The organism is Pseudoclavibacter sp. AY1H1, from assembly GCF_002931055.1.
Lineage (GTDB): Bacteria > Actinomycetota > Actinomycetes > Actinomycetales > Microbacteriaceae > Pseudoclavibacter.
Map to the genome: position 1 here is coordinate 111,455 of NZ_PSXX01000008.1, position 12,702 is coordinate 124,156.

At 69.0% G+C, this 12,702-nt stretch carries 13 protein-coding genes; 10 read left to right on the forward strand and 3 right to left on the reverse strand.

Going from position 1 to position 12,702, the window contains the following annotated elements:
• Positions 1 to 12 precede the first annotated feature (12 nt).
• From C5E05_RS13190 to C5E05_RS13205, 4 genes are all read left to right on the forward strand, one after another.
• Entirely contained in the window at positions 13 to 672 is a 660-nt protein-coding gene (locus C5E05_RS13190) for a hypothetical protein (RefSeq protein WP_104342163.1), read from the forward strand.
• A gap of 57 nt (positions 673 to 729) precedes the next feature.
• On the forward strand, positions 730 to 1,779 hold the full coding sequence (locus C5E05_RS13195) for an aromatic acid exporter family protein (RefSeq protein ID WP_181057683.1): 1,050 nt from the start codon (positions 730 to 732) through the stop codon (positions 1,777 to 1,779).
• Between the two features lie 597 nt (positions 1,780 to 2,376).
• Positions 2,377 to 3,438, forward strand: a complete 1,062-nt coding sequence (locus C5E05_RS13200; protein ID WP_181059573.1) for a zinc-binding dehydrogenase — start codon at positions 2,377 to 2,379, stop codon at positions 3,436 to 3,438.
• Positions 3,439 to 3,522: 84 nt separating this feature from the next.
• Positions 3,523 to 3,939 (forward strand): cupin domain-containing protein, encoded by a 417-nt coding sequence (locus tag C5E05_RS13205; RefSeq protein ID WP_104342164.1) that lies wholly within the window; start codon positions 3,523 to 3,525, stop codon positions 3,937 to 3,939.
• 194 nt (positions 3,940 to 4,133) lie between these two features.
• Here C5E05_RS13205 and C5E05_RS13210 read toward each other — a convergent pair whose 3' ends face one another.
• Positions 4,134 to 5,018: a helix-turn-helix transcriptional regulator gene (locus C5E05_RS13210; protein WP_104240116.1), complete on the reverse strand. Its 885-nt coding sequence runs from the start codon at positions 5,016 to 5,018 to the stop codon at positions 4,134 to 4,136.
• 418 nt (positions 5,019 to 5,436) lie between these two features.
• Positions 5,437 to 6,321 carry an aldo/keto reductase gene (locus C5E05_RS13215; RefSeq protein WP_104342165.1) on the reverse strand — a complete coding sequence of 295 codons (885 nt, stop codon included), beginning with the start codon at positions 6,319 to 6,321 and terminating at the stop codon, positions 5,437 to 5,439.
• Between the two features lie 275 nt (positions 6,322 to 6,596).
• Here C5E05_RS13215 and C5E05_RS13220 point away from each other — a divergent pair, with 275 nt between their 5' ends.
• The 6 genes from C5E05_RS13220 to C5E05_RS13245 all read left to right on the forward strand — a co-directional run bounded on the left by C5E05_RS13220 (position 6,597) and on the right by C5E05_RS13245 (position 11,789).
• The gene (locus C5E05_RS13220; protein ID WP_104240118.1) at positions 6,597 to 7,199 is read left to right on the forward strand and encodes a PTS glucitol/sorbitol transporter subunit IIC; all 603 of its coding nucleotides are present in this window, start codon (positions 6,597 to 6,599) and stop codon (positions 7,197 to 7,199) included.
• Complete coding sequence (locus C5E05_RS13225; RefSeq protein WP_104240119.1) at positions 7,196 to 8,272, forward strand: PTS glucitol/sorbitol transporter subunit IIB; 1,077 nt, start codon at positions 7,196 to 7,198, stop codon at positions 8,270 to 8,272. Before C5E05_RS13220 ends, C5E05_RS13225 begins: the two co-directional genes overlap by 4 nt.
• 86 nt (positions 8,273 to 8,358) lie before the next feature.
• Positions 8,359 to 8,733, forward strand: coding sequence for a PTS glucitol/sorbitol transporter subunit IIA (locus C5E05_RS13230; protein WP_104240120.1), 375 nt, complete (start codon positions 8,359 to 8,361; stop codon positions 8,731 to 8,733).
• 3 nt (positions 8,734 to 8,736) lie between these two features.
• A complete protein-coding gene (locus tag C5E05_RS13235) occupies positions 8,737 to 9,222 on the forward strand; it encodes a transcriptional regulator GutM (protein ID WP_104240121.1) in 486 nt (161 codons plus the stop codon).
• Between the two features lie 44 nt (positions 9,223 to 9,266).
• A complete protein-coding gene (locus C5E05_RS13240) occupies positions 9,267 to 10,568 on the forward strand; it encodes an NAD(P)H-dependent oxidoreductase (protein WP_104240122.1) in 1,302 nt (433 codons plus the stop codon).
• Between the two features lie 267 nt (positions 10,569 to 10,835).
• Positions 10,836 to 11,789 (forward strand): sugar-binding transcriptional regulator, encoded by a 954-nt coding sequence (locus tag C5E05_RS13245; RefSeq protein WP_104240123.1) that lies wholly within the window; start codon positions 10,836 to 10,838, stop codon positions 11,787 to 11,789.
• A gap of 339 nt (positions 11,790 to 12,128) precedes the next feature.
• Here the strand turns inward: C5E05_RS13245 and C5E05_RS13250 are convergent, their stop codons facing one another.
• The gene (locus tag C5E05_RS13250; protein WP_104342166.1) at positions 12,129 to 12,659 is read right to left on the reverse strand and encodes a YjbQ family protein; all 531 of its coding nucleotides are present in this window, start codon (positions 12,657 to 12,659) and stop codon (positions 12,129 to 12,131) included.
• Between the last annotated feature and the right edge of the window lie 43 nt (positions 12,660 to 12,702).

Here is a 12,702-nt window from a genome sequence, read left to right on the forward strand (position 1 = left end):
TAGGCTCTTCGAATGCACGAGCTACGCCTCTCCCCGGAAACCCAGCGCCGTGCCGTCGCGCTGAACATGCGGCAGTCCTGGATCAGCCTCGGGATGCTCGCCCCGCTCTTGCTGATCCTCACCGTCATCTTCTCGCTGCAGGATTTCTGGCTCGGCTTCGGCTACGGCGCACTGATCGTCGTCCTCCTCGGGGGCTCCGTGCCGCTCTCCATCTGGCTCGCGCGCAAGTCGATGCGCGAGACCTACATCCGCTTCGGCGACGGCTGGATCGAGCACAAGTGGATGTTCCGCACCCGCCGGTTCGCGGCGGCCGAGGCCACCAGCGTCGTCACCGTCGACCGGATGTCATTCGGCGGTTTCTCCGGACCCCCCACCCATCACCTCATCGTGACGGGCCACGACCGCCGCCTGCTGATCCTCGTCGGACAGATGTGGAGCACGCAGCAGCTCACGGCGATCATGCAGGACCTCGCGAGCCGGGGCGTGCCGTGGATGTCCGTCCCCGAGCTCGTCACGCCGCCGCAGCTGCGCCAGCGGGACCCTCGCCTCGTGCCGTGGTGGCAGGCGCACCCGGTCGCCCTCGCCCTGCTGATCGCCGGCGGCGTCTTCGTCTTCGTCATCCTGCTGCTCGTCGTCCTGGCCCTCGTCATCTTCACGGCGACCACGTCCTGACCGAGGCTCCTGGCTCTCGCTGAGCATCGTCCCCGGCCCGCGGCCTACGCTGAGTCAGTGCGCTCCCTCTCCCGTCTCACCGGCCTCGACCGGATTCAGGCGAGCAAGCGCGTGCCCGCGCTGCAGGTCGCGAAGACCGCCATCGCGGCCGTGGGTGCCTGGTTGCTCGCAGGGTGGCTCATCCCTGGCCCGCTGCCGGTGTTCGCCGCCGTCGCCGCGCTGCTCGTCGTGCAGCCGAGCGTCAACCAATCGTTCGCGAAGGCGCTCGAGCGAAGCGCCGGCGTTGTCATCGGCGTCGCCGTCGCGAGCGCCATCTCGCTCGTGCTCGGCCCCCAGTCGTGGGTGATCCTCCTCGCGATCGTCGTCGCCATGATCGTCGCCTGGCTGCTGCGCATGACCGCAACGACCAGCAACCAGGTCGCCATCAGCGCCATGCTCGTGCTCGCGCTCGGCGCATCCACGCCCGAGTACGCGCTCGATCGCATCCTCGAGACCCTCATCGGCGCGGCCTTCGGGCTGCTCGTCAACGCCATCATCCTGCCGCCAGTGCTCGTCGGGCCTGCGCAGCGCGACACCGCGATGCTCGGCAACGAGATCGCCGCGTCGCTGGAGCGACTCGCCGACGCCATCGAGCAGCCGCAGACCGCCGCGAGCCTCACCGAGATGCTCCTCAAGGCGCGCCTGCTGCGCCCCATGGCGGGCGCCGCAGAGAACTCCATCGCCGACGGCCTGGAGTCCCTCGCCTTCAACCCGCGCAAGTCGAGCCACCACGAGGAGCTCGTCGAGTGCCGGCAGCTCCTCGACCGCTTCCGCCCGATCGTCACACAGCTCACCGGCATGACCCGCGCCGTCGCAGAGCACTGGGAGCCGACCCTCGCGGACGAGCCGCAGGCCATCGCGATCGCCGAGCAGCTCCGACGGGCAGCCCACGACACGCGCATCCTCATCCCGAGCGAGCCCGGAGAGCCCCGTGGGTTCATCCTCGAACCGCCCGCCCTCACCGCCCCGCTGGTCGTCTCGGCACCAAAGGGCGGCAGCTGGGTGCTCATCGGCTCCCTCATCGAAGACCTCCGCCGCATCCACGAGGGGCTCACCGCCGACGCGTAGCGGCAGGGCACGCCCGCCCCCTCCGCCTTCGCGTAGCGGCGGTGCACCCCCTCTTCCTTCGCGCAGTCGGTCGCCCTGTCTCGCTGGGCGGAGGCTCTCGCCCTGCGCGCCTGCATCGGCCGTTCGCCTGTGTTGGCGCGCGCCCTTGCCGCCCGTGCCCCACCTGGCCAACTTTCGTGATGAGGCGGCCGGGGATGCGCTCTCAGGGGCCCGGCAGCGGTTCTCGTCACGCAAGTTGGTCGCCGCCGAGAGGGGCTGCCCTGCTGTCCAGCCCCAGGAATCCCCTATCCCGTCCAGGGGCCCCTGTCCCGTCCTCGAGTCCCCTGCCCCGCCGTCGGAATCCCCTGTCCAACTCGCGGGATGGATGGGCCCGGAATGTGCCCTTCGGGCCCCGGTGCGCCGTTCTCGTCACGCAAGTTGGCCGCGCTGCACGCCGCAGGCCCGCCGCGCGCCGTGGCAGGGCATGCCAGTACCTGGCACACCTGCCCCTCCCGGGCGCAGGCTGGTAGCGATCCAATGGAGGAACGGCGGCGGCCGGTGCTCTCGACGAGGGCGGCTGGCGCGCTGCCGTACCCGGAAGCGCAACGAGAGGCACCCATGAAGGCCACATTCATGTACGCGGCAGGCGACGTCCGAGTCGAGACCGTCGCCGACCCGACCATCCAGCAGCCCACGGACGCGATCGTGCGCGTCACGCAGGCGTGCATCTGCGGCTCGGACCTGCATCCGTATCACTCGATGCAGGCGAGCGAAGAGGGGTCCCCGATGGGACACGAGCTCATCGGCATCGTCGAGGAGCTCGGCGCCGCCGTCACGACCCTGAAGGTCGGCGACTTCGTCATCGCGCCGTTCGCGTTCCAGGACAACACGTGCGTGTTCTGCCGCGAGGGTGTGCAGACGTCGTGCCCCCACGGCGGCTTCTACGGCAGCCGCGAGGTCGGCGGCCTGCAGGCGGAGTTCGCCCGCATCCCACAGGCCGACGGCAGCCTGGTCGTCGTGCCCGGCGTCGACGCCGCAGCGCTCGGCCGTGGGGAGAGCGCTGAGCTCACCGCCAGCCTGCTGACGCTGTCCGACGTGTATCTGACCGGCTACCACGCAGCCCACATGGGCCGCGTGGAGGCGGGCAAGACCGTCACGGTGATCGGTGACGGCGCCGTCGGGCTCTCGGCTGTGCTCGCCGCCAGGCAGCTCGGCGCCGAGCGCATCATCCTCATGGGTCGGCACACCTCGCGCACCGACCTCGGCATCGAGTTCGGCGCAACCGACGTCGTCGCCGAGCGCGGTGACGACGGCATCGCGCAGGTCATGGACCTCACGAACGGCGAAGGCAGCCACGTCGTCCTCGAAGCAGTCGGCCACATGCCCGCCTACGAGCAGGCCTACGGCATCGTGCGCCCCGGCGGCGTCATCTCCCGGGTCGGCGTGCCCCAGTACGAGGATGCGCCCATCGGCTTCGGCTCGCTCTTCGGCAAGAACGTCACCCTCACCGGTGGGCCCGCCCCTGTCCGTGCCTACATGGAACCGGCCATCCAGCAGGTCCTGAACGGCGACATCAACCCCGGCCGCGTCTTCGACCGCACGATCGGCATCGACGAGGTGCCGGCCGGCTACGCCGCCATGGATGCGCGCGAAGCCCTCAAGGTGCTCGTCCAGATGTAGGCGCGAGCGGCCGTGCACGCTCACCGCGTGCGCGGCCGCGCACGAACCTGAAATGCGTGATCGATTGTCGGGAGGAACACCCTCATGAGCACAGAACTCCAGCCGAAGAGCGCGACCAGCAAGGGTCCAGCCGAGTGGTTCACCGGTGACGTCTACTTCAACGCCTACTACGCGGGTACTGAGCCGTCGCGCACCCGCCTCAACCTGGTGCGCTTCACGCCGGGCGCGCACACCGCCTGGCACCGCCACGCGGTCGGTCAGACCCTGCATGTCACCGAGGGGTACGGCTACGTGCAGTCGCGTGGTGAGGAGCTCATCGAGCTGCGCCCGGGCGACACCGTCCACACCCCGGCCGGCGAGTGGCACTGGCACGGCGCATCCGCCGACGACTTCATGTGCCACCTCGCGCTCTGGGAAGCTCCAGGCGCTGACTCCGACGAGCCCGAGACGGTCTGGGGTGAGCTGCTCACGCCGGAGGAATACCCGCAGCGCGGGTGGTGAGCGGGCGCACGCGAGACGGTCGGCAGGGCCTCACGCGCCGCTCGGCCACCAGCTGACCCTGCACGCCTCGCGCCTTTGAAGTGTGAGCCAGACGCATCCAGAACCCTTGTGGGCGGATGCGTCTGGCTCAATTTCGCGTGCGTACGAGGGGCGTGCAGCAGGGCGGCAACAGGCAACAGGCAGCGAGCTCGCGCCTACTGCTGCTGGAAGGCTGCCTGCGCTTCGACGGGGAACTCCGTCGCCGCCCAGGATGCGAGCATCCGCAAGCCGTCGGCGCTGGGGCTTCCCTCGGCGGCCGTGTAGACGTTCATCGTGAGGCCGGGCTCGCTCGGCAGCGGCAGGGACTCGAAGTTCAGCTCGAGCAAGCCGACGACCGGGTGGTTCAGGCGCTTCACGCCGCTGCGGTGGAACTTCACGTCCTTCGCCGCCCACATCTCGCGGAACAGCTCGCTCTGCGTCGACAGCTCTCCGATGAGCTGGTGCAGCTGGGGGTCGTGGGGGTTCCGACCCGCTTCCATCCGCAGCATGGATGCCGCGTCGGCGGCGATGCGGTCGAAGTCCGGCCAGAAGTCGCGGGCCGCCGGATTCAGGTAGATGTACCTCGTCGTGTTGACGGGCCGGCGAGGATCGTCGAAGACGGGGGAGTAGAGCGCCCGGCCGAGGCGGTTGGCCGCGAGGACGTCGTGTCGGTCGTTGCGCACCCACGCGGGAGCCTCGGAGAACGCGTCGAGCATCTGCCGGACCGAGGCGCGCAGCTCGCCGCCGCCCCGCTTCCTCGACACTCGCCTGGGTGGAGCGCTCGCCCGTGCGAGGTTGAACAGGTGCTCGCGCTCGGCCTCGTCGAGCTGCAGCGTCGACGCGATGGCATCGAGCACGCTCTCCGATGCGCCCGACAGGTTGCCGCGCTCGAGCCGCACGTAGTAGTCAACGGAGACGCCGGCGAGCATCGCGACCTCTTCGCGCCGCAGTCCCGCGACGCGGCGGTTCCCTCCGTAGGCCGGCAGCCCAGCCTGCTCGGGGGTGATCTTCGCCCGGCGGGAGCTGAGGAACTCCTTCACCTGCTCGCGCACATCGTTCATGTGTCCAAGCTACGCCCGCGGGCTCGAGCGAGGGAGGCCCCGCGAGTACCTGGTGGCGGATGCAGACGCGCCGCTGTCCAACTTCAGTGCAGATTCCGACGGGAACGCGAGCGAAGCGCCCGGTGGAGCTGATTCTGCACTGAAGTTGGACAGGGGCGGAGGCAAGCCAGGCGGGCCCCGACTCGGTTGACGACGGGGTGGCTGGCCAACTTCCCGGAGTAGATCGGCTCAGGCGCGCGGTTCGGGCCTGCGCGGGCGTTCTCGTCCCGGAAGTTGGACACCCGCGAGGGGGAGAACCGCCGCGAGGTGGGGTCAGCGCTGAGAGGCGCGCGGCCGCGCGGATCAGGCCGCACCGGTCAGGCCGCGGGCGGCCGCGCGGATCAGGCCGCACCGGTCAGGCCGCGGGCGGCCGCGCGGATCAGGCCTCGGGGATGGGCATGCCGTAGGCCTCCAGCGTCAGCGACTCGGGCTCGGGCCCGCGGCGCACGCCCTTGTCGAGGGCGTCGATCTGGGCGACCTCGTCGGGCGTGAGCTCGAAGCCGAAGATGTCGAAGTTCTCGGCGATGCGGTGCGGCTTGACCGACTTGGGGATCACCGAGCGGCCCTCCTGCACGTGCCAGCGCAGCATGACCTGCGCAGGGCTCTTGCCGTGGGCGTCCGCGATGGCTCGGATCGTCGCGTCTTCCAGCGTGCTTCCGCCGTCACCTTCCCGGTAGAACGTGATTCCGCCGATGGGTGACCAGGCCTGGTCGAGGATGCCGTGGCGCGCATCCGCTTCCTGCACGTCCTTCTGCTGGAAGTAGGGGTGCAGCTCGACCTGGTTGAGGGCCGGAACGATGTCGGTCGCGTCGAGCAGCCGGTCGAGGTGGTCTGGCATGAAGTTGCTCACGCCGATGGCGCGCACCTTGCCGTCGGCGGAGAGCCGTTCGAGGGCACGGTAGGCGCCGATCGTCTTCTCCCAGTCTGTGGGGAGCGGCTGGTGGAGGATGAGCAGGTCCAGCTGCTCGAGGCCGAGCTTGCGGGCCGACTTGTCGAAGGCGTGGAGGGTCTCGTCGAAGCCGTAGTCGCTGATCCAGACCTTGGTCTCGACGAAGATCTCGTCGCGGGGCACTCCGGATGCGGCGATCGCCTGGCCGACTTCCCGCTCGTTGCCGTAGGCGGCGGCGGTGTCGATGTGGCGGTAGCCGACGCGCAGGGCTTCGGCGACGGCGGCTGCGGTCTCCTCGGGGGCGGACTGGTAGACGCCGAAGCCGATGCTGGGCAGTTCGACGCCGTTGTTCAGGGTGAGGTTCGCGGTGCTCATGCTGAAAACGCTACGTCTGGCGGCTGAGCGGTGACAGGTTCTGACAGAACCTGTCAGTCGAACCGAAGCCGTTTCGGATGGGTGAAAACCCGCACTTGCGCACGGGGTCCCGCATGCCTACACTTTCGGCAGGTGCACAAACGATCATATCTATTTGCAACTTCGTGCACACCCCGACAAAGGAGTCAGAACATGCGGTTTACGTCGCCGCTCGCCGCCCCCGCGGCCAGCACAGTCGAGCACAGCTCGACGACCACGTCGGGAGGGCAGCCGGCATGGAAGTAATCACCTGGATCGCCGAGAACTTCATCGGCCTCTTCAACGCCTCCGCCGAGAGCCTCATGGGCCTCATCACGGGCATCCTCCCCCTGCTTCTCGTGCTGCTCACGGCAATGTACGCCGTCACCACGTGGATCGGCGAGGAGCGCGTCACGCGCGCCGTCCGCTGGGCGGGCAAGTACGCGATCACGCGCTACACGGTCATGCCGATCATCGCGGTCATCATGCTGACGAACCCCATGGCCTACACATTCGGCCGCTTCCTCCCAGAGCGCTACAAGCCGGCCTTCTACGACTCCGCAGTGTCGTTCGTGCACCCGGTCACGGCGTTCCTGCCTCACGCCAACGCGGGTGAGCTCTTCGTCTGGACGGGCATCTCCGCCGGTGTCCTCTCCATCGCGCCGGACAAGTACGCGACCCTCGCGGCCCTGTACTTCATGGTCGGCATCGTCGTCATCTTCATCCGCGGCATAACGACGCAGTGGATCACGAAGATCCTCATCAAGCGCGGCGGACACGAGGCGACGTTCGCTCGTTTCGACGAGATGTATGCAGAGGGCCACCTCCAGGGCTCCAAGAGCGAAGGTGGTGTCCTGTGAGCACAGACGCTGAGAACACGAACGCCAACTCGGCCGACGGCGGCGCGAGCACCGCGGACTACAAGGGCGTCAAGGTCAACCGCGGTCGCGGCGGCTGGGGCGACGGGCTGACGCTCGTCCCCAACGCCGAGAAGAACATCGTCCTGTCGGTCACGGGTGGTGGCATCCACCCGGTCGCCCAGAAGATCGCAGAGCTCACGGGCGCTGAGGCCGTCGACGGCTTCAAGAACAACGTGCCGGACGCGAACGTGCTCTGCGCGGTCATCAACTGCGGTGGCACGGCGCGCATCGGCGTGTACCCGAAGAAGCGCATCCCGACGGTGGATGTGTACCCCGGCGAACCGGGCGGCCCGCTCGCCCAGTTCATCACCGAGGACATCTTCGTCTCCGACGTCGCCCCTCGTGACGTGGTCGCGCTCGACGCGGCGGCAACGGCAGCAGCTGGTGCCCCGGCCGCAGCCGAGGCGCCCAGCCTGAGCCCGGAAGAGGTCGCCGCGAAGGCCAAGGCGGATGCACGCGCCAGGGTCGCAGCGCAGGGAAGCGGATTCACGGGCTTCGTCGTGAAGTTCGGAAACGCCATCGGCTACTTCATCAACACGCTGCTCTCCTCGGGCCGCCAGGCGATCAAGCTGACCCTCAACACGATCCTGCCGTTCATGGCGTACGTCTCGCTCCTCATCGGAGTCGTCACGTACACGGGCGCTTCGGACTTCATCGCCAACGCGGTGTCGCCGCTGGCCTCGAACCCGATCGGCCTGATCCTGCTCGGCGTCATCACGGGTCTCCCCTTCCTGTCGCCGATCCTCGGCCCAGGTGCCGCGATCGCCCAGGTCGTCGGCGTGCTCATGGGAACGCAGATCGCGGCAGGCGCGCTGCCGGTGCAGTACGCACTGCCGACGCTCTTCGCGGTGAACGGCCAGGTCGGCTGTGACTTCATCCCCGTCGGTCTCTCCCTCGGTGAGGCTGAGCCGGAGACGGTCGCGGTCGGTGTCCCAGCCGTGCTGTTCTCCAGGCAGATCACGTCGCCCCTCGCGGTTGTGCTCGCCTACTTCGCCTCCTTCCTCCTCATCTAGTGGACGCCGGGCGGGCCGCACCGGCCCGCCCGCGCATCCACCCCTGAACTTCGCTTCAACCTCTCGCCTCAAGAAAGGACCACCACGTGTCCACGACCATCTGGCAGTCAGAAATCGCACGCATCGGACCCGACGCGAACGACATGTTCGAGGGCGGCGTCTACATCCTCTTCGGCGAACCCGTTCCGGATGCGCTCGCCGAGGTCAGCCTCGTGCACAAGGGCCACTCGGGTGAGTTCGTCCCCGTGCAGGCCGGCGACGAGTTCGTGATCGGCGACGAGGCCGTCACGGTCACCGCGGTCGGGGATCTCGCCAACCCGAACCTGCAGGAACTGGGTCACGTGGTGCTCTACCTGAACGCGGAGGACACCGCGCTCCTCCCGGGCGCCATCCAGGCATCCGGCACCCTCACGACTCCCGCCGAGGGCGCACTCATCAGCGTGCGCCGGAACGAGGTGTAGATCATGGACTGGAGATTCCCCGCCGTTCTGGTCCTCGCGCTCGTCCTGAGCATGTTCATGACGGTCGTGCAGATGCGCGCCTACATGAGCCAGGTCAACGAGATCGCGAAGGCGAACGCCGGCAAGAACCTCAACCTCGTCAGCGGTCGAGGCAAGGGCGCCTTCCGCGGCGCGATCGCCGTGCTGCTCGTCGACCCGACCACGCTCGAGGTCGTCGAGGCGCGCGCGCTCCTCGGGTTCAGCGTCTTCGGACGCCTGAAGCCCGCACCCGACCTCGAGGGCCCGCTCACGACCGTCTACGACCGCGCGGAGGCCCGCCACAAGCACCTCGGAACCGCCGTCCGCCAGGCGATCAGCATGCTGCCGCACACGGTGCGCGCCCAGGTCACGCTGCCGCCGGTCAAGGGCAAGACGAAGCGCGCGCAGCCCAACGCTGTCAAGGGCGCGGCCCCGAAGCAGTTCGCCGGCCTCTCCCGCGTCAGCAACTAGCCCCTGATCAGCACCCCACCCCACGAACTCAGCAAGGAACGCACATGAACTACACCCAGCGCCTCATCCAGCGTGAAGCAGAACTCGGCCGACCCATCCGCGTCGGCGTCGTGGGGGCAGGTCAGATGGGCTCAGGCCTCATCGCCCAGATCGAGCGAGCCAAGGGCATGGAGGTCGCCGTCGTCGCCGACATCGCCGTCGAGCGCGGCGTGGATGCGTACACTCGCGCCGGCCGCAGCGACGTCCAGGTCGAGACCGACCTCGCCGTGGTCGCCGAGCACATCGAGGCTCGCCGCCCGGTGGTCATCAACGACGGCCTCCTCATCCCGAAGCTGCCCGTCGACGTCGTGCTGGAGGTCTCGGGTGTCACCGAGATCGCAGCGCAGGTCGCCTACGCGTCGCTCCTCGGAAAGAAGGACGTCGCTCTCATGACCGTCGAGGCCGACGTGACGGTGGGGCTCTTCCTGGCCAGCATCGCCAACGCAGGACAGCAGATCTACACGATCTGCCGCGGTGACGAGCCCGTCGAGGCGCTCAAGCTCGTCGAGCACGCCACCGACCTCGGCCTCACCGTCGTCGCGGCCGGCAAGGGCAAGAACAACCCGAACCGCCCGACGGACGTGCCGGAGGACGTCATGGAGGAGGCGAAGGCCAAGAACATGAACCCGCGCATCCTGTGCGAGTTCACCGACGGAACGAAGACGCAGATCGAGATGGCCTCCCTCTCGAACGCGACCGGCTTCCCCGTCAACAAGCCGGGCATGCACGGCCCGGCCGCCGACATCGCGACGCTCGCGACCACGCTCATCCCCGTCGAGGACGGCGGAGTCCTCACCTCGACCCCGGCCGTCGAGTACACGGTCGAGGGCGATGTCGCGCCAGGCGTGTTCGTCGTCGTGAAGTCGGAAGACGATGTCGTCACGCACGAGCTCGACTACCTGAAGCTCGGCAAGGGGCCGTACTACGCCCTCTACCGCCCGTACCACCTCGCCTCGGTCGAGGCGATCCTCTCGATCAGCGAGGCCGTGCTCGAGCGTCGCGCCGACTTCCAGACCACCACGTGGCGCACCGAGGTCGCCTCGAAGGCGAAGTTCGACCTCGCCGCCGGCACGAAGCTCGAGGGCATGGGCGGGCACCACGTGCACGGCTGGGCCGTGGACGCCGACGAGGCACGCGCCGACAACTCGATCCCGATCGGGCTCATCTCCGGCGGCATCCTGAAGCGCGACATCAAGGCGGGCGAGATCGTCTCCTACGACGACGTCGAGCTCGACGAGACGCGTCCGCTCATCGCGATGCGCCGCCTGCAGGACTCGCTGGTCGCGGCTGGCGTCATCGGCGCCTGACCCCCGTCCGACACCCGTCGGGCGCCCGGCTGGACCGGGCGCCTGATCGTCGGTCGATAGGATCATGTGAACCGGATCACCGATGCCGCGCCCAGCGTGCGGCGTCGGGGCGGCTCCCGAACGGCGCGTGAGCGCGGTGAGGGAGCCGTCGCCATCTGGGAAAGACGTCCCGCACCGCAGGGCCACGCAGGAGTGAGCAGCGCTGCGCCTCCTGCCCAGCACAGCCTGCGCGTCGCTCTGCACCACCCACAGGAAGGAAGGCTCGGGATGCCAGCACCCCGCAACGCCGAGACCCTCGTCCGAGCAGCGCGCCTCTACTACCTCGACGGCCTCTCCCAGAGCGACGTCGCGACAGCACTCGGCGTCTCGCGGGCGAGCGTCTCACGCATCCTGTCGGCGGCACGCGAGCAGGGGATCGTCGAGATCCGCATCCACGACCCTCACGTCGTCGGTCGTGTCGACGAGCTCGAACGGCAGATCACGGATGCGTTCGGTGTCGGTGCCGCCGTCGTCGTCTCGGCGCTGCCGGGCAGGAACCCCCTCGACATCGTGGCCGGAGCGGCCGCCGACTACTTCGCGGAGCGTGTGCCCTCGGTCGGTTCGGTCGGCCTGAGCTGGGGCAAGTCGATCGACGCGTTCGTCGAGCAGATCCACGTCGAGTCCACGGGGCGCGCGCTGACGCTGTGCCCGCTCGTCGGCGGCATGCCGTTCGACTCGGGGCCGGCCGGGAACACGGCCCTGGAGCGTCTCTCGCAGAAGTCGGGGGCGATGGCGTTCCGGTTCGAGTCGCCCGCCGTCGTCGAGTCGCCCCAGACCTGGGCTGCGCTTACCGGGGAATCGTCGATCTCCATGGCCATCAAGCGGGCGACGGATGTGCAGCTCGCGTTCGTGGGCATCGGTTCGTATGGGCTCCACGCGTCGAGGCACATCGTCTCCGCGATGCGGCTCAGCGATGCCGAACGCGCCGAGCTGGACGCGCAGCAGCCCGTCGGCGATATCTGCGGTCGCTTCTTCGACGCCCAGGGGCGCGCCCTTGGCGCACCGGTCTCCGAGCGGGTCATCGGCATCACCCTCGGCCAGCTGGCGAAGATCCCGGAAGTGGTGGGCTTCGCCGCTGGCGCCGAGAAGGCCCCTGGGGTCGCCGGTGCGCTCCGCACGGGGGCGCTCGACGGCGTGATCCTCGACGAGGACCTCGCGCGCGCTCTCGTGGAGCTCGTGTAGGGCGCTGCCCGGGCCCGAAGAGTCAGGTTCCGCGGCGGATCTCCATGCCTCTGGCTGACTCTTGCCGCGCTCAAGGGTTCGCCGGGAGGCGCGGGCTGTGCGGAGCGCAGCTGCCAGGGCAGGGGACTCTTGGATCGACACGCGACGATGCCTCCGCATCCGCAGCCACGTCCCAAACCGCGGCCACGTCCAAACCGTCGCCACGGCTCAGAGACGCAGAACGCCGCCGGTCGATCGTGCCGCTGACGGGGAGTCAGGGTGCGATCGAACGGCGGCGTCGGTGCGCCGACGTCGTTGGCGGCGTCAGCGGAGGCGGATGCTCGGAGGGGGAGCGCGCGCCTACTCGCCCATGACGACGACCTGGCACTTGCGCGAACGGGCGCGCGTGCGGTCGAAGTCGACGAAGTAGATGTACCCGGTGACGCCGACGCCGAGCTTGCCGTCGATGACCGCGAACACCTCGCTCGAGCCGATGATCGTCGACTTGATGTGCGCCTCCGCGTTCAGCAGCGCCGTCTTGTCGCCGCCGGGCAGGTACACCTCGGCGTCCGGCCACGACTCGACGTCGGCGTAGTGCTCCGGGCCCGGGTAGCGGTACTCGCCCTCGGGCGGCACGGCCGTCTGGTTCGGGGCGACGCGGTTCAGCACGTCGTCGAGGTCGGCCTGCAGGAACTCGGTGCCGTCCTCGAGGCGGTCGTGCACGAACTCCTCGAAGAACACGGCGCAGGTCGTGTGAGGAGAGATGACGGTGACCGTGCCCGCCGTGATGCCGCTCGTCGCGATCGCCTCCTTCACCTCCGCCGTGACGTCGATGTAGCTGGGCGTGCCGCCGTGTGACTGCAGCTGGAGGGTGGTCTGGTAGACGGTCATCGGTGTTCCTTCGTGGTCGTGGATGCGCGTGCTTCGGCGCGCG